General features: G+C 62.4%; 25 protein-coding genes. 17 read left to right on the forward strand and 8 right to left on the reverse strand.

What is annotated here, in order from left to right; all coding sequences use genetic code 11:
* The first annotated feature begins 115 nt into the window (after window positions 1–115).
* The gene (locus J3P73_RS07200; RefSeq protein WP_207579833.1) at window positions 116–1123 is read left to right on the forward strand and encodes an asparaginase; all 1008 of its coding nucleotides are present in this window, start codon (window positions 116–118) and stop codon (window positions 1121–1123) included.
* Window positions 1124–1253: 130 nt separating this feature from the next.
* Window positions 1254–1991: a hypothetical protein gene (locus J3P73_RS07205; protein WP_018068168.1), complete on the forward strand. Its 738-nt coding sequence runs from the start codon at window positions 1254–1256 to the stop codon at window positions 1989–1991.
* Here J3P73_RS07205 and J3P73_RS07210 read toward each other — a convergent pair.
* Window positions 1966–2721: a DeoR/GlpR family DNA-binding transcription regulator gene (locus J3P73_RS07210; RefSeq protein ID WP_018068167.1), complete on the reverse strand. Its 756-nt coding sequence runs from the start codon at window positions 2719–2721 to the stop codon at window positions 1966–1968. The two genes, J3P73_RS07205 and J3P73_RS07210, sit on opposite strands and share 26 nt — an antisense overlap.
* A gap of 140 nt (window positions 2722–2861) precedes the next feature.
* On the opposite strand from J3P73_RS07210, the gene J3P73_RS07215 reads away from it, so the two are divergent.
* Together J3P73_RS07215 and J3P73_RS07220 are read left to right on the forward strand one after the other, a co-directional pair.
* Complete coding sequence (locus J3P73_RS07215; RefSeq protein WP_003546432.1) at window positions 2862–3218, forward strand: hypothetical protein; 357 nt, start codon at window positions 2862–2864, stop codon at window positions 3216–3218.
* Between the two features lie 369 nt (window positions 3219–3587).
* Window positions 3588–4208 (forward strand): glutathione S-transferase family protein, encoded by a 621-nt coding sequence (locus J3P73_RS07220; protein ID WP_075224773.1) that lies wholly within the window; start codon window positions 3588–3590, stop codon window positions 4206–4208.
* Here J3P73_RS07220 and J3P73_RS07225 read toward each other — a convergent pair.
* Both J3P73_RS07225 and J3P73_RS07230 read right to left on the reverse strand, forming a co-directional pair.
* Window positions 4193–4558 (reverse strand): MmcQ/YjbR family DNA-binding protein, encoded by a 366-nt coding sequence (locus J3P73_RS07225; RefSeq protein WP_075224774.1) that lies wholly within the window; start codon window positions 4556–4558, stop codon window positions 4193–4195. The two genes, J3P73_RS07220 and J3P73_RS07225, sit on opposite strands and share 16 nt — an antisense overlap.
* A gap of 38 nt (window positions 4559–4596) precedes the next feature.
* On the reverse strand, window positions 4597–4791 hold the full coding sequence (locus tag J3P73_RS07230; protein WP_075224775.1) for a hypothetical protein: 195 nt from the start codon (window positions 4789–4791) through the stop codon (window positions 4597–4599).
* Window positions 4792–4968: 177 nt separating this feature from the next.
* On the opposite strand from J3P73_RS07230, the gene J3P73_RS07235 reads away from it, so the two are divergent.
* Entirely contained in the window at window positions 4969–5865 is an 897-nt protein-coding gene (locus tag J3P73_RS07235) for a LysR substrate-binding domain-containing protein (RefSeq protein ID WP_075224776.1), read from the forward strand.
* A gap of 3 nt (window positions 5866–5868) precedes the next feature.
* On the opposite strand, the gene J3P73_RS07240 is transcribed toward J3P73_RS07235, so the two are convergent.
* Both J3P73_RS07240 and J3P73_RS07245 read right to left on the reverse strand, forming a co-directional pair.
* Window positions 5869–6534, reverse strand: coding sequence for a glutathione S-transferase family protein (locus J3P73_RS07240; protein ID WP_075224777.1), 666 nt, complete (start codon window positions 6532–6534; stop codon window positions 5869–5871).
* Window positions 6535–6633: 99 nt separating this feature from the next.
* The gene (locus J3P73_RS07245; RefSeq protein WP_024322705.1) at window positions 6634–8001 is read right to left on the reverse strand and encodes a TIGR03808 family TAT-translocated repetitive protein; all 1368 of its coding nucleotides are present in this window, start codon (window positions 7999–8001) and stop codon (window positions 6634–6636) included.
* A 251-nt stretch (window positions 8002–8252) separates the two neighbouring features.
* Here J3P73_RS07245 and J3P73_RS07250 point away from each other — a divergent pair, with 251 nt between their 5' ends.
* Window positions 8253–10550: a sensor domain-containing protein gene (locus tag J3P73_RS07250; protein ID WP_207579834.1), complete on the forward strand. Its 2298-nt coding sequence runs from the start codon at window positions 8253–8255 to the stop codon at window positions 10548–10550.
* A gap of 105 nt (window positions 10551–10655) precedes the next feature.
* Here J3P73_RS07250 and J3P73_RS07255 read toward each other — a convergent pair whose 3' ends face one another.
* The gene (locus J3P73_RS07255) at window positions 10656–11627 is read right to left on the reverse strand and encodes a glycerophosphodiester phosphodiesterase family protein (RefSeq protein WP_207579835.1); all 972 of its coding nucleotides are present in this window, start codon (window positions 11625–11627) and stop codon (window positions 10656–10658) included.
* A 112-nt stretch (window positions 11628–11739) separates the two neighbouring features.
* Between J3P73_RS07255 and J3P73_RS07260 the strand changes: the two genes are divergently transcribed.
* From J3P73_RS07260 to J3P73_RS07305, 10 genes are all read left to right on the forward strand, one after another.
* On the forward strand, window positions 11740–12606 hold the full coding sequence (locus J3P73_RS07260; protein ID WP_207579836.1) for an alpha/beta fold hydrolase: 867 nt from the start codon (window positions 11740–11742) through the stop codon (window positions 12604–12606).
* Between the two features lie 88 nt (window positions 12607–12694).
* On the forward strand, window positions 12695–13705 hold the full coding sequence (locus J3P73_RS07265; protein ID WP_130664295.1) for a ligase-associated DNA damage response exonuclease: 1011 nt from the start codon (window positions 12695–12697) through the stop codon (window positions 13703–13705).
* Window positions 13706–13934: 229 nt separating this feature from the next.
* Entirely contained in the window at window positions 13935–15560 is a 1626-nt protein-coding gene (locus tag J3P73_RS07270) for a cisplatin damage response ATP-dependent DNA ligase (protein WP_207579837.1), read from the forward strand.
* A gap of 163 nt (window positions 15561–15723) precedes the next feature.
* Window positions 15724–16644 carry an alpha/beta hydrolase family protein gene (locus tag J3P73_RS07275; protein ID WP_018068154.1) on the forward strand — a complete coding sequence of 307 codons (921 nt, stop codon included), beginning with the start codon at window positions 15724–15726 and terminating at the stop codon, window positions 16642–16644.
* A 187-nt stretch (window positions 16645–16831) separates the two neighbouring features.
* The gene (locus J3P73_RS07280; RefSeq protein ID WP_130771234.1) at window positions 16832–17638 is read left to right on the forward strand and encodes a L,D-transpeptidase; all 807 of its coding nucleotides are present in this window, start codon (window positions 16832–16834) and stop codon (window positions 17636–17638) included.
* A 165-nt stretch (window positions 17639–17803) separates the two neighbouring features.
* Window positions 17804–18538, forward strand: a complete 735-nt coding sequence (locus J3P73_RS07285) for a L,D-transpeptidase family protein (RefSeq protein ID WP_018068151.1) — start codon at window positions 17804–17806, stop codon at window positions 18536–18538.
* Window positions 18539–18866: 328 nt separating this feature from the next.
* The gene (locus J3P73_RS07290; protein WP_003546468.1) at window positions 18867–19076 is read left to right on the forward strand and encodes a cold-shock protein; all 210 of its coding nucleotides are present in this window, start codon (window positions 18867–18869) and stop codon (window positions 19074–19076) included.
* Between the two features lie 253 nt (window positions 19077–19329).
* Window positions 19330–19614 (forward strand): hypothetical protein, encoded by a 285-nt coding sequence (locus J3P73_RS07295; RefSeq protein ID WP_003557652.1) that lies wholly within the window; start codon window positions 19330–19332, stop codon window positions 19612–19614.
* A 78-nt stretch (window positions 19615–19692) separates the two neighbouring features.
* Entirely contained in the window at window positions 19693–19932 is a 240-nt protein-coding gene (gene rpsU, locus J3P73_RS07300; protein ID WP_003546477.1) for a 30S ribosomal protein S21, read from the forward strand.
* Window positions 19933–20158: 226 nt separating this feature from the next.
* Window positions 20159–20383 (forward strand): hypothetical protein, encoded by a 225-nt coding sequence (locus J3P73_RS07305; protein ID WP_018068148.1) that lies wholly within the window; start codon window positions 20159–20161, stop codon window positions 20381–20383.
* Window positions 20384–20421: 38 nt separating this feature from the next.
* Here J3P73_RS07305 and J3P73_RS07310 read toward each other — a convergent pair whose 3' ends face one another.
* A complete protein-coding gene (locus tag J3P73_RS07310; protein ID WP_018068147.1) occupies window positions 20422–20910 on the reverse strand; it encodes a MarR family winged helix-turn-helix transcriptional regulator in 489 nt (162 codons plus the stop codon).
* Window positions 20911–21247: 337 nt separating this feature from the next.
* Here J3P73_RS07310 and J3P73_RS07315 point away from each other — a divergent pair, with 337 nt between their 5' ends.
* Window positions 21248–21670, forward strand: coding sequence for an organic hydroperoxide resistance protein (locus J3P73_RS07315; RefSeq protein ID WP_018068146.1), 423 nt, complete (start codon window positions 21248–21250; stop codon window positions 21668–21670).
* Between the two features lie 58 nt (window positions 21671–21728).
* On the opposite strand, the gene J3P73_RS07320 is transcribed toward J3P73_RS07315, so the two are convergent.
* A complete protein-coding gene (locus tag J3P73_RS07320) occupies window positions 21729–22208 on the reverse strand; it encodes a MarR family winged helix-turn-helix transcriptional regulator (RefSeq protein WP_130763360.1) in 480 nt (159 codons plus the stop codon).
* Between the last annotated feature and the right edge of the window lie 56 nt (window positions 22209–22264).

Raw genomic sequence — 22264 nt, forward strand, 5'->3', positions numbered from 1 at the left:
CCTCGCCCCGTTTACGGGGAGAGGGTTAGGGTGAGGGGCAGCTTCAACCCCGTTGGCTTTCGTCGCGTGACGCGTTATGGACTGCGCTATCCCGCCAGCATCCGGATAAAAGCTCATGACCAATCCCGTCACCGTTGAAGTCACCCGCGGCCTGCTCGTTGAAAGTCGCCATCGTGGCGCGGTGGCTGTCGTCGATGGCGATGGCAAGCTCGTCTTCTCGCTGGGCGACATCGAGGCCACGGTCTTCCCGCGCTCGTCCTGCAAGGCGATGCAGGCGCTGCCGCTGGTCGAGAGTGGTGCTGCCGATGCCTATGGCTTCGGTGACAAAGAATTGGCGCTGGCCTGCGCCTCGCACAATGGCGAGGACGAGCATGTGGCGCTGGCCCACTCCATGCTGTCGCGCGCCGGTCGCGATATCGAAACGCTGGAATGCGGCGCCCACTGGTCCATGAGCCAGAAGATCCTGATCCAGCAGGCTCGCACGCTCGATGCGCCGACGGCGCTGCACAACAATTGCTCGGGAAAACATGCCGGTTTCATCTGCGCCTGCTGCCATCAGGACCTCGATCCAAAGGGCTATGTCGGTTATCTCCACCCGCTGCAGGTCGAGATCCGCGCGGCAATGGAAAGCCTGACCGGCACTGTGATTGGCGCCGATAGCTGCGGTACCGACGGCTGCTCGATCCCGACCTATGCCGTGCCGCTGCGCAGCCTGGCCCATGGTTTTGCCAAAATGGCGACCGGCACCGGCCTGGAACCCTTGCGCGCCAAGGCATCCCGCCGCCTGATCGAGGCCTGCATGGCCGAGCCCTTCTATGTCGCCGGCTCCGGCCGCGCCTGCACGGCGCTGATGCGGATCGCCCCAGGCCGCATCTTCTGCAAGACAGGCGCCGAAGGCGTCTTCTGTGCCGCGATCCCGGAAAAGGGCATCGCCATTGCGCTCAAATGCGAGGATGGCATGACCCGCGCCGCCGAAGCCATGGTGGCGGCGACGCTCGCCCGTTTCTTCGAGACGGAGAGCGAGGTGCATGCGGGCCTGATGGCCTATGCCGCAACGCCGATGCGCAATTGGAACGGCATCCATGTCGGCGATGTTAGGGTCACCTCCGCCTTGGCCGGGTGAGTGCGAGCTTGCATATATAAGTTATTAGAAAAATAAGAATTACCTAATATAAAAAGGGTACGTCCTGCGATCGCGGATGCACCCTTTCGCGGCGACGTGAACACAGTCCTGGAAGCCATGGGGGCAGGGCATGTTTGCAGGCCGCTATCTCTGGTGGATGCTGATGGGTATCGGCATCTTCTTGTTCGCCACGTTGAGCCTCGATTATATCACCTGGCTCATGATCCAACTGTCCGGTTGCGGCGATATGGCCGGCGCCTGCGAGCCGGCCCTCCGGCTGATATCGGGCGTGCTCAAACCCGCCTGCATCTGGACCGCGATCGGCATACTCTTCATGGCGACGCTGCTGCGTCTTCACACGCTCTCGCTCATCTGGTTCTGGGGGCCGATCGTCGCCATCTGGTTCGTTGCCTCCACGCCGATCCTCCTCTTCATTGCAGCGGATGCGGCGGCTCTGACGCAACCCGCCACGCTGGCGCTGCTGCCGGTCGCCTTCCTGTTTCTGGCGGCCTTTGTCACCTATCTCATGTTTGCGCTCGAGGATGGCGACATACCGCTTGCAGCCTCGGTGCCGTTGCGCCTCACACTCCGCCTGACGGCGGTCTACGGCGCGCTTGCCGGCGTAGCCTTCATGCCGGAACTGTCGCGGATCGCCGGGACCCTGCTCGACATGCCGGCACTTTCCGTCGTCATCGCTCTGGCGCAGCCATATCTGCAGACGGTGCTGACCTTTGGAACCGGCAGCATGGCGCCGGCCTATGCCGTGCTGGCGGCCTTCATCGCGGCCCTTGCCGCAAGCCTCTTGCCGCATGCTGCAGCACCTCGGCCCTCCCGCAGCGCCATCATGCTGCGGCGATTGCGCCGTTGAGATCGCGATAGGGTTTCAGCTGTTCAGCCGTCATCTCCGCCGGCACGATCAGCCCCGCCACCTCGGAAATGCCAAGAACCGGGCAGGGCGAGACGAGGTCGAATTTCTCCTCGGTCAGCAGCACATGCGTTTCAGCCGCGCAGCGGGCGATGTGCCGCTTGATCGCCGCTTCCTCGAAATCGCCGGTGGAAAGCCCGTGCACCGGATGGGCGGCCGTCACCCCGAGGAAGAAGAGGTCGGGGCGAAGCTGCGAGATCGCCGCCATCGCCGCTGCTCCCGTCGCCACCATCGAATGTTTGTAGAGCCGTCCGCCGGTGAGGATCACCTCGGCCGTCGGGTGGTGTTCCAGCTCGGCGGCGATCGTCGGGCTGTGGGTCGCAACCGTCAGCGGCATGTCGCGCGGCAGTTGCCTGGCGATCTCAGCCGTCGTCGTGCCGCCGTCAAGGAAGATCATCTGACCGGGCTTGACCATCGCCGCCGCCGCCGCCCCCAGCCGCGCCTTGATCTGCGATGAGACGCTGCGCCGGGCGGTAAAATCCGGCAGGTCTGGCGCCAGCGGCATCGCGCCGCCATGCACCCGTTTCAACAGCCCCTCCGCCGCCATTTCCCTGAGGTCGCGGCGGATCGTGTCTTCCGACAGGGCGAAATCCTCGGCGACGCGCTTGGCGATCACCTGGCCGTCACGGCGCAGGATGTCGAGAATGAGGGTCTTGCGTTGGGTTGTCAGCATCGTCTCTCTGCACGAAATTAAACAGAATAGCCCGATATTGCACGAAGTGACTCGACATTCAAGAAATATCGTGCATTTTCACGAAATCCCGTGCATGAGGCCGGGAGTGCTCACGCATAAGCGGAGCGAAGGAGTGGATCATGTTGATTTTGATTGCCGGGCCCTATCGGTCCGGAACGGGCGACGACCCGGAAAAGATGGCCGCCAACCTGAAGCGGCTGGAAGCGCCTTCGCACGCGCTGTTTGAAGCCGGCCATGTCCCGATGATCGGCGAATGGGTGGCCCTGCCGATCTGGCATGCCGCCGGCGGCCGGTCGGTCGGCGACGCGCTCTACGAAGAGATCTTCCACCCGGTCGCCGGCCGGCTGCTGCAGCTCTGCGAAGGCGTGCTGCGCCTGCCCGGCGATTCCAAGGGAGCGGACAACGACGTCCGCATCGCCCGGGAACGCGGCATCCCGGTCTGGCACCGGCTGGAGGATGTGCCGGGCTGCGGCTGAGCCGGGTTTGCAGCGTCGCGAGCCTGTGCCTTGCCCTTCGCTCATGCTCAGAGCATTCGCGGCTTTGCCGCTCACCCCCTCATCTGCCTGCCGGCATCTTCTCCCCGCTGGGGAGAAGCGGACTCGTGGCTGCGCCTCGCTCCTCTGAAGCGTTGCAATGGAGAAGAGGGCGCCCGGCTTGCGCCCTCTTCTCCCCAGCGGGGAGAAGGTGGCCCGAAGGGTCGGATGAGGGGGCCACGCGGCACATCGATTATGCCCTCGCGCCCGACGCACCCACCCTTGTCCCGATGGACGATCAAAACCCAATCCCACCAGTTCCGACCCGCGCACCCCTGCGCTATAACCCTTGCCGAAAGGGAGTCGCGAACCATGCTGACATTGTACTACGCGCCCGGAACCTGCGCGCTCGCAAGCCTTATTGCCCTGGAAGAATCCGGCCTGGCCTTCGAAGTCAAGAAGATCAGCCTCCGCGATGGCGAGCAGCGTTCGCCGGACTATTTGAAGATCAACCCGAAGGGCCGGGTGCCGGCACTGATCACCGATTATGGCGTGCTGACGGAAACACCGGCGATCCTGGCCTATATCGCCCAGAGCGCGCCGGCCGCCAAGCTGGCGCCGCTTGACGATCCTTTCGAATTTGCCAGGCTCCAGTCCTTTAACAGCTATATCTGCTCGACCGTGCATGTGAACCATGCCCATCGCCCGCGCGGCTCCCGCTGGGCCGACGAGCCGGCGGCCATCGAGGCGATGAAGGCCAAGGTGCCGCAAAACATGGCCGATTGTTTCACGCTGATCGAGCAGACGATGTTCGAAGGCCCTTGGGTGATGGGGGAGGCCTATTCGCTCGCCGATCCCTACCTCTTCGTCATGACCGACTGGCTGCCGTCCGACGGGGTGGATCCCGCCCGGTTCGAAAAGGCGAGCGACCACCACGCCCGCATGCTGCAGCGCCCCGCCGTGCAGCGGGCGCTGGCCTATGATCGGGCCTGATCCTTAAATCCGGCGGCAAGCTTCTTCGGCGCCCGGAACAGCCAGGCGCCGATCAGCCGCAGCCGCAGTTCCTCGTCGCCGATCATGGCGGCGCGCACCGGCAGATGCGGCCAGCCGACATAATGATCGGTTTGAAAATAGACGTCGGGCGCCATCTCCAGCAGGTGATCCTTGTCGTCGAGCGAAATCGAGATCACGATCGTCTCGGCATTCTTCACCGCAACGAAACTCTTGCCGCCGACCTTCAGCGCCGGATTGCCGTAGGAGGTGCTCTCCTCGACATCAGGCAGCCCGGCTTCCGCCGCCAGGCGCTTCAGGCGTTCGAAGATTGCATCGACATTGCCGGCCATGGTTCCGCCCTTTCTGCCAGGGCGAACCTACCATATCTTCAGGCGCATTTCGCCAGCGGCGGCTTGGCCTCTTTGGGAAAGCCGGCCGGCATCCCGAGCGGCAGATCGGCGATTTCGCGCATCGACATGCGCTCGACCTCAGGATGCCGCAACGGATCGTCCTTCCAAGCCGGGGCAGTTCCTGTGCTTCCCGCCGGAAGGGCAGGTCTCAAGAAAAACTTCAGCAATGACATGGCAGGCCTCGCTTTCTTCAGTGGCGTAGAAGGATGATCGCAAAGTGGCTTCCACCGGCCAAGCTGTCCTATCCGTCTCACGAACTGTGTTTGAATGGATTGCCTATGCTTGCAATGTCGGCTTCAATAGGCAGATTTTCAATTGAGATTAATGCGGCGGCGCTATAGAAAAACTATATGAAGAACTTGAATATGGTCCATCTCAACGGCCTGCGCGCGCTGGAGGCCGTCGGGCGTCTCGGCTCGCTCCAGGCCGCCGCCGACGAACTCGGCGTCTCGGTTGGCGCCGTCAGCCAGCAGGTCATCAAGGCCGAAGCCCAGCTCGGGCAGGTGATCTTCGAGCGCACCGCCAGGGGCATGATCGCCACTGAAGCCGGCCGGCCGGTGCTGTTGGCGCTCGACGAGGGGTTTGCCCGTCTTTCGGCAGCGGTGTCGATCGCGAGCCGCAAGGACGATACGATCCTGACGATCTCGGTGGCGCCGGTTTTCGCCGCCCGCTGGCTCGTCTATCGGCTGGATCGTTTCGCCGTGCGTCATCCCGACATCAAGCTGCGGCTGGATGCGACGACGAATCTCGTCAATCCGGCCCTTTGCGACGTCGATATCGGCATTCGCGTCGGCAGCGGCAAATGGCCGGATGTGAAGGCCGAACTGCTGTTGGCACAGGAGGTCTTTCCCGTCTGTTCGCCGGAGATGGCAGCGACATTGAAAGAACCCGCCGATATCCTTGCACTGCCGGCCATCATCGATGGCCACGCCATGTTCACCTGGGAGGTCTGGATGCGCGAGGTCGGACTCTCAGGCGCAACCCTTCCAACCCGCCACGTCTTCAACGATGCCTCGCTCTGCCTCGATGCGGCGATTGCCGGCCAGGGCGTCATGCTGGCCTGGCAGACCCTTGCCGCCTTTGCGCTCGCTGAAGGCCGGCTCGCCGCCCCTTTCGGCATTCGTGCGCGGACCGGCTTCGGCCATTATTTCGTCACCGCCGAAGGCACGCGCGAGCCGAAGAAGGTCAAGGATTTCAAGGCCTGGATCCGCGAGGAAATGGCCGGCACGCTCGCCCTTTTCCAGTAGTCCTCAAACTTCGATCGGCTCCTTGCCGCGGGTCGCCTGCATAGCCTTGTAGGCCGGGCGGGACTGGCAGCGCTCGATCCAGGCTTTGATATTCGGATGCGCTTGGATAAGCGCCTCTTCGGTCTGGGCGTAGCGCAGCACCTCGGCGATGTTGAGATCGGCGACGGTGAAGCGGTCGCCGACGATCCATTGCCGGCCGGCAAGGTGGCCTTCGAGAACCGCCAGCGGCCTGCGCAGCGAGCGGCAGGAAACCGCGATCGTCTGCTGACCGCCTTCGCTGTTTTCGAGCCCGTTATCATAGGTCAGCACGATCTTCACCGTGTGCGGCTCGACCTCCGCAGCCGCCCAGACCGTCCACATCGTCAGCAATCCGTCTTCCTCGACGGTTTGGCCGGAAAGCGGTCCGCCATATCGACGCGCGAGGTAAAGATTGATCGCCAGCGACTCGTGCATGACGAGGTCGCCGTCCCGAATGCTGGGGATCTGCGCCATCGGGTTGACGGCAATGAATTCCGGCGAATGTGTATTGAGCGGCGCCTCCTGAGACAGCGGATCTGCCAGCCGCCGTGCCTGCAGCACCGGCACCGAGCGGAATTCGACCCCAAGCTCCTCCGCCATCCAATAGACGCGTGAGGCGCGCGAACGATAGACTCCGTAGATTGTCAGCATGAACGTATCCCCTCGATGTTGTCCGCGGGACCGTAAATGCCGGATCAGCGTGGGAAAAGTCCTGGTGGCTGATGGGACGATGAAAGCTTTTGATGGCCTTCAGGAAATGCGGTTCCGCTCGACGGTCAACTGCGCATAGGGCGAGCCGCCGCCCGCCATCTCGCCGGACACCTTCTTCTCCCACTGGAAGCCTAAAACCGCGCCTTCGGCGGTTTCCTGGAAGATGTTGTCGGTGATGAGGGCGGTCCCGGCGCCATCGGCGACCGAGACGGCGCATCCCACCGGGGCCTTGCGCACCACATTGCCTGTCACAACGACGTTGCGCAGATACGGACCCCAGCCGATCTGCAGCCCCCAGCGCGGCGCGCCTTCGATCACATTACCTGAAATCAGCGTATCGGCCTCCGCCGCAATGCCTATGCCGAAACCGACCTCGTGCTGGTAGGGGCCCTTCAGCGTCAGGTTGCGCACGACATTGCCGGTGACGCTCGCCAGCCTCCCGCCCTCGTCGAAATTGGCGATCGAAATGCCGTTTGCCGCCCCGTCGATCATATTGGCGGAAACGACGGCACCCTCGAAGGCGAATTCGACATAGATCGCCGTCTCGCCGGAACGTCGGCACTGATTGCTGCTGATCTGAATGTCCGAGGCCGAATTGGCGCGGATCGCCGTGAAGGCGCAGTCGGAGATGTGGTTATTCACCACCATCACTCCGTCGGCGCGGAAGATGTTGATTCCGTTGCCGTTTTGCCCGGTGCCGCCGTCATTGGCGCGGATATTGGAGACGCGGTTGCCGGAGACAACCGTGCCGTCCTCCGCCTTCTTCCAGCGATGCACCAGGATGCCGCCATTGCCGCAATCCGAAACCGTGTTGCCGGTGACCGAGAGGGTGGTGGAATCCACCGCGTAAAGGCCGGATTGGGCAGCCCCCGAAATGCGGCTGCGCTCGATCCGCCCGCCACAGCGCTCCAGCTGCAGGCCGTGTTTGCGGCTGCCGCCGATCTCGCAATTGTCGATCAGCACCTCGTCGACGCCGGTGAATTGCAACAGCCCGCCGGCATAGTCGCCAAGCCTGCGGTTGCCGCCGTCGATGACGAGATTGGAAAGCTCGATCCGCCGCACGTTCTCGGCCGAAAACAGGTGGCCTTCGCCGGTATAGACGATCCGCGAGGCGCCCGGCACGCCTGATATGCGCGTATTGTCGGGCAAGGTGAGGTTGGAGACCCGGTAGGTACCGGGCGGCAGGAACACCGGCACGTTCTCGCGCGCCGCCTGTTCGATCATCTGCTCAAGGTTGCGGGTCTTGCGGTCGCCGCTTTCGGGAATGGCGCGATATTCCGCCGCGTCGATCGCACCGCGCAGATCAGGCTGAGCGGCCGCCCTCCGCGGCGAGGCGAGGGCGCGCGATGCCGCTCCCGCAACGGCCGAGGCGGTGAGAAAGAAAAGCATGTCGCGGCGTGAAGGCATCCGGGGATTGCTTGTCATAATGCGCCCGTAGCAGGAAATGTGCCAGCCGCGCATGTATTCTTTTGGCACAGGTTGAGAGCAGGGGGCCGAAATTGCAGTTGCAGCCGCGGCGGAGGGCAGAATATCGCCGCTTATATTGTCCTCTTGTTCACCCTTTCATTTAAGCAAGCCGAAGGAAATGAGGACTACTTTTAAGGGAATTTCTATGGCGAGTGCGGGATACGGCCTTCGGCCGCAAGGGGAATGGGGTCATGCGCGAATTGGGTGCCAGGCGATGGGAATCAACCGATGCCCTGACGGCCGAAACGCGACGCATCGTCGCCGCGACGGAGGCAATGATGGCATCAACCGCCCACCACCTCTCCGAGGGCATCGAGAACCTGCGCCTCAAGGCGATCCTCCACGAACTTCCGGATTTCCTCTACGTCAAGGATCGTGACAGCCGCTTCGTTTTCGCCAACGCCGTCACCGCCAGCAGCCTCGGCCTGGAGCGCGCCGATCTGATCACCGGCAAGCGCGACTTCGACCTGTTCGATTTCGAGACGGCGCGCCGCCATTTCGACATCGAGCAGCAGATCATGGCGACGGGCGAAGCCCGCATCGACATGGAGGAATCCTACGTCCTTCCCGGCAGCAGAAGACCGATATGCCGGCTGACCTCGAAGATACCGCTGCGCAACGATCGCGGCGAGATCGTCGGCCTGATCGGTGTTTCCCGTGATATCACCGAACGCACGCGCCAGGAGGATCTGCATCGCGGCCAGGCGAGCCTGCTCGAAATGATCGCCCGCAACGAGCCGTTGCCGATGATCCTCGAGGCGCTCGTGCTGATGATCGAGGCGCAGCTGGATGGGATTGACGGATCGGTGCTGCTGCTCGACGGCGAAGGCACGCGGCTCTATCACGGCGCCTCTCCCAATCTGCCCGGCGGCTACAGCCGCCTGATCGATGGCGTCACGATCGGCCCCAAGGTCGGCTCCTGCGGCACCGCCGTCTGGCGCGGCCAGACGGTGATCGTCGAGGATGTGACGGTCGATCCGCTCTGGGAGGATTTCCGCGCGATGATCGCGCCGTTCGGCTTCCGCTCCTGCTGGTCGACGCCGATCGCCACGTCGGAGAACAACGTGCTCGGCACGTTCGCGCTCTATTCCCGGGAAGTCCGCCGTCCCACCGAGCACGAAATGACGCTGGTGGCGCTCGCCACCCATATCGCCGGCATCGCCATCGAGCGCAAGCGCGTCGATGACCGCATCCATTTCATGGCCCATCACGATGATCTCACCGGCCTGCCGAACCGCGCCTTCCTGAAGGAACGGCTGGCGAGCATCCTCGACCAGGCCCGACGCAACAACCGCAAGGTGACTGTCGCCTATATCGATCTCGACAATTTCAAGGACATCAACGACGGCCGCGGTCACGCCGCCGGCGACGAAGTTCTGAAAGAAACCGCCGCCCGCATGGCCAACAGCGTCAGGGCGTCCGATATGGTGGTGCGTCTCGGCGGCGACGAATTCCTCGTCGTGCTCGTCCACCAGTCGAGCCACGATGCCGGCATCACGCGCCGCCTTCGCGATCTGCAGAAGGCGATCAACCGGCCGATCCGCGGCGCGGACGGCGAGATCACCGTCACCTCGAGCATCGGCGTTGCCGCCTTCCCCTTCGATGGCGCGACCTCGGAAGAGCTTCTGGCCAATGCCGACCGCGCCATGTACCGCGCCAAGGAGCTCGGTCGCAATACATTGCAACATCACGAGGGCGGCAGCACGCCTGTGGGAATGCCGCTCGGTGAGCAGGAGGAGCTGCACCAGGCGATTACCGGCCAGCAGCTGTTCCTGCAATACCAGCCGCAGGTCGATGTCGCCACCGGCCGCATCACCGGGCTGGAGGCGTTGGTGCGCTGGAACCATCCGGCCAAGGGCAGGGTGCCGCCGGTCAATTTTATTCCGCTCGCCGAAGAGACCGGCCTCATCGTCCCCCTCGGCCTCTGGGTGCTGAACGAGGCCTGCCGTCAGGCGCGCCTTTGGCAAGACATGGGCCTGCCGCCGCTGACGATCGCCGTCAACGTCTCGGCCAAACAGTTCGCCGATCCGGATTTCGCAACCCATGTCGCCGAGGCGCTGGAGCGCCACCGCTTGCAGTCCCGCTGGCTGGAGCTTGAAGTCACCGAAAGCGTGGTCATGCACGATGCCGAACGCGCGCTTGCCATGATGGAATCGCTGCGGGCGCTGGGCGTTCGCCTGTCGATCGACGATTTCGGCTCCGGCTACTCCAGCCTGGCGGCACTGAAGACCTTCCCCTTCGACCGCCTGAAGATGGACCGTTCGCTGGTCGAGGCCCTGCCGGGCGACAAGACCGCCGTCGCCATCGCCTCGGCCGTCATCTCGCTGGCGCAGACGCTGAAGCTCTCGGTTCTCGCCGAAGGCGTCGAAACCGACGCCCAGATGGATTTCCTGCGCCAGGCGCACTGTGAGGAGGCGCAAGGCTTCCGCTTCTCCAAGCCGGTCTCGCCGGAGGAGATCCCGGCATTGCTGCGGGCGCGCAGTCTCTAGTGCATGTCGCCCAAAAGTGTGCAGCGGTTTTGGGAGAACGACATGCACAAAAGGAAACATTGAAAGACGCCGCATCGATCAGGTCGATGCCACGTCTTTCAAGCTCTATTTGGCAAGCTTGCCGATCGCCTCGATCTCGTTCGTCCATATACCCGCCGCATAGTTTGGCGGCAGCCGCGCCAGTTGCGAGGGGTCGTCGATGCCGGTGGAAAAATCGCTGCCCCGATAGGGGCCGAGCACGAAGACCTCGGTCCCGGCATCGTGCATCCGGTTGAGAAAACGGTCCGGCCAGCCCCAGAGCCACGGCGCGATATTGATCGGCACCAGCATCATCGCATGTTTGCATTCGTCCGGCAGCAGGCCGGTCCAGCCATAGCCGATATAGCCGAACAGGCAGCCCTTCAGGCTCTTGCGCGAGGCGGTTTTGATATCGGGTGCCATCCGGCGGAGCACGTCGATCGGCTCGTCACCGCCATAGACGATGATCTCGGCTCGTCTTTCCCGGGAAAGTCCATTGAGCACCGCGGCGAGCTTTTCGCCCTCGGAAGGATCGCGGCTCTTGACGTTGATGAGGAAGCGCCGATCCGCAAAACTCGACAGCACCTCGGCAAGCGTCGGCATCATGCCGATGCCCCGGCCGCGAAAGGGAAAGGTCTTGCCGCCATCGGCGGTATAGCCATAGCCGATGTCGAGCCTTTTCATGTCAGCCATCGAATGCTCGCGCGTGACGCCGTGCCCGTCGGTGCGGCAGTCCAGCGTCCAGTCGTGAAAGACGGCGAACTGGCCGTCCGTCGTCGGATGCACGTCGATCTCGACGATATCGGCGCCCGCCGCAAAACCTGCCTGCATCGATGGAAGTGTGTTTTCCAGATAATCGTGTTTCGGCGGCAGCATGCGGCTTGCCGTGCAGGTGTCGTTCTTGAGATCGGTTTCGTCGAATCGTTGTGCGATGCCGCGATGGGCGAGCAGCACCGGTTTTCCCGGCCGATGTTCGGCAAGCAGGCTGGTATTGGCGAGGTAAATGCCCGCCGAGGCGAGCGCGATTGCCGCCGCGCAATAGAAAAGCTTCCTGCCCAATGCTGATCCCCTGGTTGCATCGCAAGGGCTAGAAAGCGATTCTGGTTGTTCTTGGGCTGTTTTCCGGCTTTTCTATGCCATCGATTATTCGCCGGACGGGACTCTCATCGCTATGGCACAACACGACGACGAGCTTATCCATTTCGAAGCGCATGGCGCCGCCCCGTTGCCGCCGGCCGTGGTCGAAGGTCATGTCGCCCATGACGGCGCCCGCATCTGGTATGCGACCTACGGCGCCGGTCCTCCTGTCATTCTGCTGCATGGCGGCCTTGGTCACAGCGGCAACTGGGGCCATCAAGTCCCGGCACTGTTGCGCCGCGGCCGCCGTGTCGTGCTGATCGACAGCCGCGGCCATGGAAGAAGCACCCGCGATGCCCGTCCCTATAGCTACGAGTTGATGGCTTCAGACGTGTTTGCCGTCATGGACGCACTGCATATCGAAAAGGCCGCGATCGTCGGCTGGAGCGACGGCGCCTGCATCGCTTTGATCCTCGCCATGACGGCGCCGTCGCGTGTCGAGGGCGTCTTCTTCTTTGCCTGCAACATGGATCCGAGCGGCACGCTGGAATTTGTTCCGACCCCGGTCATCGACCGATGCTTCAGCCGGCACGCCAGGGATTATGCCGCATTGTCCACCACGCCGGACGATTTTAATCCCTTCGTCGAGGCGGTCAGCCTGATGATGCGAACGGAGCCGAACTATCAGGCCGCCGACTTGGGCCTGATCCGCGTGCCGGTCGCAATCGTCCTCGGCGAGCACGACGAATTCATCAAGCCCGACCATGCCGAATATCTTGCCCGCGGCATTCCGAACGCTGAGATGATCTATCTCAAAGGCGTCAGCCATTTCGCGCCGCTGCAGCGGCCGGCTGAGTTCAACGCGGTGGTGGTCGGCTTTCTAGACGGGGTAGCAATTCCAGCAAAAGTGCGCGGCGGTTTTGCGTCCGGAATTGCGCCAAAACAAAAGGACATTTCATGACGATCGCGGACCTTGAGCCGCGGTCCATTCCACAGTCCCTTCCTCCCGCCCTCTGGCCTCGCGTCCATTTCCCGCTATCTCTCGTTTCATGAGACCTGATGCGCTGCTTTATCCCGCCCCGGAGGGGCTCTATTGCCCGGAAGGCGGGTTTTATGTCGATCCAGTGCGGCCGGTCGAGCAGGCGCTCGTCACCCATGGCCATTCGGATCACGCCCGCCCGGGCCATGTGAATGTGCTTGCCACCCGCCAGACGCTCGACATCATGCGCCTGCGTTACGGCGACGGTTTCTGCGCCAGCGAGCAGGCCGCCGTCTTCGGCGAGGAGCTGCTGGTCAACGGCGTCAAGGTGAGCTTTCATCCGGCCGGCCATGTGCTCGGCTCCGCCCAGATCGCCATCGAGAAGAATGGCACCCGCATCGTCGTCTCCGGCGATTACAAGCGCCGACCGGACCCGACCTGCGCCGCCTATGTGCCGGTTGCCTGCGATGTCTTCATCACCGAGGCGACCTTCGGCCTGCCGGTCTTCCATCATCCCGATCCGATGGACGAGATCGGCAAGCTCTTGGCATCGCTGCGGCAATTTCCCGAACGCACCCATCTCGTCGGCGCCTATGCGCTCGGCAAGGCCCAGCGCGTCATCCGGCTGTTGCGCGATGCCGGTTATGCCGAACCGATCTATATCCACGGCGCCATGGAAAAACTCTGCGACTATTACATCGAGCAGGGCATCGATCTCGGCGAGCTGCTGCCGGCGACGATCGAAAGCCGCGACAAGTCCGCCTTCAAGGGGGCGGTCGTCATCGGCCCGTCATCCGCCTTCGCCGACCGCTGGGCCCGGCGCTTCAACGAGCCGCTGCCGGCCTTCGCCTCCGGCTGGATGATGGTGCGGCAGCGTGCCAAACAGCTCGGCGTCGAACTGCCGCTCGTCATCTCCGATCATTGCGACTGGCCGGAACTGACGGAAACCATCCGGGAATTGCACCCGGCCGAGGTCTGGGTGACGCATGGCCGCGAGGAGGCGCTGGTGCGCTGGTGCCAATTGCAGGGCATCAAGGCAAAACCGCTGCATCTGGTGGGCTACGAGGACGAGGGGGATTAACAGTGGAGTTAGTTGCTGAAAACCCCTCCCCAACCCCTCCCCACAAGGGGGAGGGGCTAAACCGTGGCACCGCCTCGCAAACCAATAGACCAACCGCATACTGGCTGTTCGATGGGGCATCCGGCGAAAGCTGCACGTTAAGTCCCTCCCCCTTGTGGGGAGGGGTTGGGGAGGGGTCTTTTCCATATGCCATTGGGGAGGGGCCTTCCCCCCGAGCCGGGAGGCGCCCATGAAAGCCTTCGCCGACCTCCTCGACCGCCTGGTGCTCACCCCCAGCCGCAACGGCAAGCTGAAGCTGCTGACCGACTATTTCCGCGACACGCCGGACCCGGACCGCGGCTATGGCCTTGCCGCCATCGCCGGCACGCTGGAGGTGCGCAACGTCAAGCCCGCCATGCTGCGCGAGCTGGTGCTCGAGCGCATGGACGAGGTGCTGTTTCGCTATTCCTACGATTATGTCGGCGATCTCGCCGAGACCATTTCGCTCGTCTGGGACAATGAGAGGGATATAGACCGCGCAGCACTCGCCCAGCCGCGTCTCGGCGAGGTCGTCACCGGCATGAATGCGCTCGGCCGTACCGAAGTGCGCAGTTTCGTCCGCGACCTGCTCGACCGGCTGGATTCGTCTGGCCGTTTCGCCTTCATCAAGCTGGCGACCGGCGCCATGCGCATCGGCGTTTCCGCCCGCCTTGCCAAGCAGGCGCTGGCCGATCTCGGCGATAAGGACGTCACCGAGATCGAAACCCTCTGGCATGGCCTGCAGCCGCCTTATCAGACATTGTTCGAATGGCTGGCGGGTGGCGGCGAAAAACCGGTGCTGGCCACACCGGCGATCTTCCACTCCGTCATGCTCGCCAATGCGGTGGAGGAGGGCGACCTTACCGGCCTTGATCCGGCCCACTACGCCGCCGAATGGAAATGGGACGGTATCCGCGTCCAGCTCTCCCGCTCCGGCGACAGGCGCAAGATCTATTCCCGCTCCGGCGACGACATTTCAGGCGCCTTTCCCGATGTTCTCGACGCAATCAATTTTTCCGGTGTCGTCGACGGCGAATTGCTGGTCGGCGGCACTGCCCGCTCCAACAGCCCGACCCGCACCTTCTCCGATCTGCAGCAGCGCCTGAACCGCAAGACGGTGACGTCGAAGATGCTTGGCGATTATCCCGCCTTCATCCGCGCCTATGACCTGCTCTTCGACGATGAGGAAGATGTTCGCGGTCTTGCCTATGTCGATCGCCGCGATCGGCTGACCGAGATCATCGACCGCGCCCCCCATGACCGTTTCGATCTCTCGCCGCTCGTGCCGTTCTCGTCGTGGGAAGAGCTCGACGTTCTGCGTGCTGCCCCGCCCGATCCGGTCATCGAAGGCGTGATGATCAAGCGCCGCGACAGCGTCTACCAGGCCGGCCGCATGAAAGGCCCCTGGTTCAAGTGGAAGCGCAACCCCTATAATGTCGATGCGGTGCTGATGTATGCCCAGCGCGGCCACGGCAAGCGCTCCAGCTATTATTCCGATTTCACCTTCGGCGTCTGGGCCGATGACGAGGACGGCGAACAGCTGGTGCCTGTCGGCAAGGCCTATTTCGGCTTCACCGATGCCGAGCTCGAGGTGCTCGACAAGTTCGTGCGCAACAATACCACCGAGCGCTTCGGCCCGGTGCGGGCCGTGCGCGCCGACAGGGAGTTCGGCTTCGTCGTCGAAGTGGCCTTCGAGGGCATCAACCGCTCGACCCGGCACAAATCGGGGGTCGCCATGCGCTTCCCCCGCATCGCCCGCCTTCGCCCCGACAAGCCCTCCTACGAGGCCGACCGGCTGCGCACGCTGATCGCCATGATCGACGCCAAGCCGGGGTGATCCTGCGCAAAATGACGCAGGGCAATATTTTCAACACGATGTGTATTGGCGGCAGCGATCTTCCGGTGCAGATTTTCCAGAGCATGATGCCGAAAAATGTAAGCAGTTTTCGGACGGCATCATGCTCATTTAGAATGGCCGGGGAAATGATGGATGCTGCGTTATGAGCTCGCGTGAACAAAATTCCTTTTTCCATCAACGCCGTGCCGTTCTGGCGGGTCTTGCCGGTGCACTTGTCCTGCCGCGCATGGCGGCGGCTTTCGATGTCCCGGACGAGCCGCGCCTTGCCAAGCACGACTACGCCAAGGTCCGCCACCATTTCCGCACGAAGCTGTTGCAGAAAGGCCCGGCGCCCGACAAATACGAATCGCTGAATGCGCCTGCCGATGCCGACAAGATCTTCTACCGCTCCGGTTACGGCGAACTGGAACTGGCGGCCTGGGTCTCGAAATACAAGCGCGACCGCGCCGCCAAGCCTGCCGTGCTCTTCCTGCATGGCGGCAATGCCATGGGCATCGGTCACTGGCAGCTGATGAAACCCTATATGGACGCCGGTTATGTCGTGATGATGCCGTCGCTGCGCGGCGAAAACGGCCAGATGGGCAATTTCTCCGGCTTTTACGACGAGGTCGACGACGTTCTCGCCGCCACCGAGCGCCTGGCGCATCTGCCGGGTGTCGATCCCGAACGCCTGTTCATCGCCGGCCACAGCATCGGCGGCACGCTGACGATGCTGACGGCGATGACTACCCATAAATTCCGCGCCGCCGCGCCGATTTCGGGCAACCCCGATGCCTTCCGCTTCTTCAACCGCTATCCGCAGGATATCCGCTTCGACGACAGCAATACGCATGAATTCGAGGTGCGTTCGGCGCTGTGCTACGCCCACAGCTTCAAATGTCCGGTCCGCGTCGTTCACGGTACGGAGGAGCCGCATTTCAACGATCGCGCCGATCTGCTTGCCCGCCGCGCCCGCGGCGCCGGCGTTCAGATCGAGACTGAAACCGTCGCCGGCAACCACACCTCGGCGCTGCCGACCGAGATCGAACAGAGCATCCGCTTCTTCCACGGAGTGGCGGCCTGAGTTTTGCCGACGCCGGCACCGGCGATTAAGTGTGACGGATGATTGATACGCGATCCCGCCATCGATGGCGGCGGGCTCGTCGTTTCCTGATCTTGCCTTTCCACCCCAACGCCAGCCTCGCGCCAGCCGCGGATGCCATCGTTCCGGCAGATATCGCTGTCTGCCGATCGTTGATAAGGGTGGTTCCATGAATTTTCTGCGCCGGGTCTTCCCGATTGCCGGGCTCGTGATTGCAGTTGCGTCGCTGAGCGGCTGCAACATCCTCATTCCTGATGTCGCCGCCGATTCGCCCGCCCGCTTCGTCCAGGAAACCTCGCCGGTCTTCTATCAGCCGCCCGGCGTCGATCCGCGCCGGGTGCGGCCGATCCCCGATCAGCCGGTGCCGCAGACGCGCGAGCTCTACAAGACACAGTTCCACCAGACCTACGGCCTGCCGGTGACCAATCCCGTGCATATGGCGATGTATAGTGAGCTTCGTGACGAGGATTTCACCCTACCGGCAATCCCGGTCAGCCGCGTGCAGCCGCAGTTCCTGCGCCAGGAGGTCGATTATCAGACGGCCGAGCGTCCCGGCACCGTGGTCGTCGATACCAAGGCGCATTTCCTCTATTTCGTCGAGGGCAACGGCAAGGCGATGCGCTACGGCGTCGGCCTCGGCCGCGACGGTTACGCCTGGTCGGGCCGCGGCGTCATCCAGTGGAAGCAGAAATGGCCGCGCTGGACGCCGTCGGTCGAAATGGTTTCGCGCCAGCCTGAGGTTCGTCCCTTCGGGGCGGAGAATGGCGGCATGAATCCGGGGCTGATGAACCCGCTCGGCGCGCGCGCCATGTATATCTTCAAGGACGGGCAGGATACGCTCTACCGCGTCCACGGCACGCCCGACTGGCAGTCGATCGGCAAGGCCACCTCGTCGGGCTGCGTACGCATGCTGAACCAGGATGTCATCGATCTCTATAACCGCATTCCTACCAGGGCCGAGATCGTTGTGATGTAGCGCTGCAACAGCGCGGCCCATATCGTCCGCTCCCGGTCGGACACGTCTGCGTGAAGCTATGGTTTATTTAGCGCAAGCCGATAGATTTCCTAATGTCGTTACCGGCATTGGACGAATCATAGGTTTGTTCCGCTTCCCGCATCATAAGGAAATCAGTCCCGCGTCATGAGCTTCGATAGACACCTTTCCCGCCGCAGCTTTCTTTCCTTTTCGGCGTTAACCGCAGCCTCCGCGCTTACCGGCTGCGCCTCCTCAGCCAACACGGTAACATCAGGCGATACGACGATCATCTATCGTTCGCCCATGCAGCTGTTCCAGTCGACGGAAACGTCGAGCGTGCCGAGCGGGGCCGAGCTTGCCGTCATGTATGGCCCCGTCGAGGACGGCGGCTTTCTCATTCCAGCCGTTCCCTACGAACAGATCGATCCGCGCTATTATCGCCAGCGCGTCGTCGATCCCACCGGCCAGCCCCCCGGCACCATCGTCGTCGATACGCCGTCGCGCTTCCTTTATCTCGTCCAGAATGGCGGCATGGCGATGCGCTATGGCGTCGGTATCGGCCGCGAAGGTTTTGCCTGGCAGGGGTCGGGCGTCATCCAGTGGCGTCAGAGATGGCCGCGCTGGAAGCCGCCGAACGAGATGGTCGCCCGCCAGCCGGAACTCGTCAAATATTCGATCGAGAACGGCGGCATGGAGCCGGGCCTGAAGAACCCGCTCGGCGCCCGCGCGCTCTATATCTTCTCGAATGGCGAGGACACGCTCTACCGCCTGCACGGCAATCCGGATTGGCGCTCGATCGGCAAGGCCGTCTCGTCGGGCTGTGTGCGGCTGCTCAACCAGGATATCATCGATCTCTACGATCGCGTTCCGACAAAGGCGCCGATCGTCGTCTGGCAGTAATTTTCACCGAGGCGGTCGCGATCCGGCCGCCTCGGATCAATCCCTTTCCCCAGGCAAGCGGCTGCTTTGCCCCGGGCAAGCAGTTGCTTTGCCCCCGGGCAAGCAAGTGCGTTGCCCCCCGGGAAAGCGCTTCATTTTGCGCCCACAAGAGAATTATTTTCCGAAATACCATTGCTTAATTCGCTAAATATCCTACATGGTGCGTATCGAATTGCTTGCGACCTTTGTCCACGCGCTTGAGCGCACCGTCAGATATCCTCTCAACATCGATACGGCTTGTCGGATATCTCTCCGCAGGCGAACACAAACGGTTGAAAAGGAGATCGTTATGAATTCAGGCGTCGTCAAGTGGTTCAATGGCACCAAGGGTTTTGGCTTTATTCAGCCGGATGATGGTTCTACCGACGTTTTCGTCCATATCTCAGCGGTTGAACGCGCCGGTATGCGCGAACTCGTTGAAGGTCAGAAGATCCGCTACGATCTCGTCCGCGACAAGAAGTCGGGCAAGAATTCGGCTGACAACCTTCAGGCCGCATGATTTGTCATTCGCCTAGGCTGGCCATGTGCTGGCAGCAAGCTGGCCACGGATGTACTGGCAGCGGGCTGACCAGAGATGCCAGCGAGCTGACCATACGGGCAGCGGGCTGAGTGACTGGAAGAGGTCGGGTACGAGCCCGGCCTTTTTGCTTTGATCGCAGGCTTTTCCGGAATGGCCTTCGGTCGTTCCGGAGCGACCCCCGGGTCGTTCTGATTGACCGATTGAGCAGCCGAAGAGTCGAAGGGACGCTGAAATGGGCAGACCAAACTATAAAGTCGGCGACATGATCGTGCTGAAGTCCGGCCTCACCCGCACGGCGAAAGCCGACAAGCGGTGCCGGATCTCCAGCATCCTGCCCAACGACCATGGGCATGTGCAGTACCGCGTCCAGTTCGACGCAGAGAATTTCGAGCGCCGCATCACTGAGGCCGACATCGATACCGGGGAATCGCCATCCAGGGTTTCCCCCCAAGCGGCGGCCAAGTCCGATGGCGCCGAACCCTGGCTGAAGTTTTCGAGCATCAAAATCGGGAAGTAGTCCCGGGTTTTTTATTTTGGCCCGGGTTTTTAATTTTGGACAGTGCGGCCTCGCCGCCGCGACAGGAAGGATATCGTTTTGCAGGTACTCGTCAGAGATAACAATGTCGATCAGGCGCTCCGCGTGCTCAAGAAAAAGATGCAGCGGGAAGGCCTGTTCAGGGAAATGAAGGCGCGCAGCGCTTTTGAAAAGCCGTCCGAGAAGCGCGCCCGCGAAAAGGCCGAGGCCATTCGCCGCCAGCGCAAGCTCGCCCGCAAGAAGCTGCAGCGCGAAGGTCTGCTGCCGGCACCGAAGAAGGTTCTCCGCCCGACCCGCTAATCCCGGCCGTGGCATCACGGCCCACCGTGGCATCACGGCCCAACCGTGCAATCACGGTTCAGCCTGAATCATGGTTTCTGCCGTCGAGCCATGGCTTACAGCGCCGCGCGTCTTTTCGAGACGCGCAAAGGACGCTGTAACACTTTGAATTTTTGCATAATTCCTTGAACCGATTCCGATTTAAGGAATTATGCGACAGCGCCGCCATCACCTGGGAAAGGGGCACATGACCGCCACCAAGGGAGAATTCTTCAATCCTGCCAAGCTCTCGTCTCGCGACAAGGCGGAAGCGACCGATCACACGGCGCGCGCCATCATCGCCGCCGAGGCATCGGCCCGTGACAAGAAGACGGAGAAGCTGAAGGCGCTGCGTTTGCAGCAGGAGGCCGAGGCCGAACCTAAGGTGGCGCCTGCAAAGAAGCGCCGGTCGCCGGCTAAGCCGCAGTCCTGATCTCTCGGCGCGCACGCCGGCTCTACCGGGTGATGCGTTCAGCCGTCGCCCGTGCCGGGCCGCCCGAGATTGCCCCGCAGCCGATGCAGCATGTCGCGCATCTCGGCCATTTCCTTAAGCGTGCAGCCTGCGGCTTGCCCGATCGCCGTCATGATCGTATCGATCTCTCCCTTCATTGCCTGGCCTTTTGGGGTCAGCGACACGATCACCTGCCGTTCGTCACGCAGGTCGCGGATGCGCTTGATCAGCCCGCCCTGTTCCAGCCGTTTCAACAGCGGCGACAACGTGCCGGAATCGAGGTCGAGCTGCTCGCCGATCATCTTCACCGGCAGCTCGCCGCGTTCCCACAGCACCAGCATCACCAGATATTGAGGATAGGTCAGGCCGACCCTGTCGAGGATCGGCTTGTAGGCGCGGGTGAAGGCATGCGCCGTCGCGTAGACCGCGAAGCACAACTGCTTTTCCAGCCGCTTCTCCTCTTCCGGTATCTCCATCGTCTTCGTCGTTTGCGCTCTCATATCCATCATCCCCAGAGCATTTCCGTTTTTCTTCGAATCACGGAAATGCTCTATCCCTTTGTTTTCACGCAATTCCGGGCGCAAACCGCTGCGCAGTTTTGCTGGAACTGCCCTAGAGCATGATGCCGAATAGTGTGCGCGGTTTTCGGGCGGCATCATGTCTAACTCTTTAATTGAGAACAGGATTCAGATTTTAGGCCGATGCTGCTTAAAATCATCCTGTTCTAAGGCCAGATTGTCCTCCTTTGGAATTCGAAATGCAATTTGCAAAATTCACTTGCGTACAATTTAATTGCGCGATATTAAAAATCCAACCCGATCGAAGGGCCAACCAAAGGAGATCGTCATGCCTATTCTCTATACGACCAAAGCCTCTGCCACTGGCGGCCGCGCAGGCCGCGCCGTTTCCGAAAACGGCGTTCTGGACGTGACCCTGACCGTTCCCAAGGAACTCGGCGGCGACGGCGCGACCGGCACCAATCCCGAACAGCTCTTCGCTGCCGGATATTCTGCCTGCTTCCTCGGTGCATTGAAATTTGTCGCGGGTCAGCAGAAGGTCAAGATTCCGGAAGACACGACGGTCTCCGCCAAGGTCGGTATCGGCCCGCGTGAAGATGGCGGTGGCTTCGGCATCGAAGTGGCGCTGACAGTCAGCATCCCGGGTCTCGACCGCGAAACCGCAGAAAAGCTCGCAGCCGCGGCTCACATCGTCTGCCCTTATAGCCACGCCATGCGCACCTCGACCGAGGTCCCGGTCACGGTCGCCTGATCGATCTAAAAAGTTGGTGGCCATATTCGGCTGCCGCATCTGCCGGCCGGGTAGGGTACTATCCGGCCGGCTTCGGCGTTTCGCCCGTCATTGATGACAGCGCCTGCAGATCCTGCCGCAGCCTTGCGGTGCTGCCATCCTGCAGCTTTCCGTCGATCATCGCATGCGTGCTTTCCCAGATCGGCAGCGCTCTTGCCAGCACCGCCTTGCCCTCAGTGGTGAGGCTCAGCAGCCGGCCGCGCCTGTCCCTCGGGTTCTCCATCACCTTCACCCAACCCTGGCGCTGCAACGGCTTCAGCGCCGCCGTCAGCGTCGTCTGGTCCATGGCGAGCAGGGCGGCGACCGGTCCCATCGGCGGCGGCTCCGGCCGGTTCAATGACATCATCAGCGAAAACTGCCCGTTGGTCAGCCCGGCCGGCCTTAGCGCGTCGTCGAACAGCCGGGCAAGTGCGCGCGCCGCCCGCTGCACATGCAGGCAGAGGCAGGTGTCGCGCACCATCAGCGTCGTGGAAAAGGGAATCTCGATCGAATTTGACATGCTCCATTTCTATTGATATCAATGTATTTAGTCAAGGAGAAGGAGATGAGCCGGCT

This window comes from Rhizobium ruizarguesonis, from assembly GCF_017357285.1.
Lineage (GTDB): Bacteria > Pseudomonadota > Alphaproteobacteria > Rhizobiales > Rhizobiaceae > Rhizobium > Rhizobium ruizarguesonis.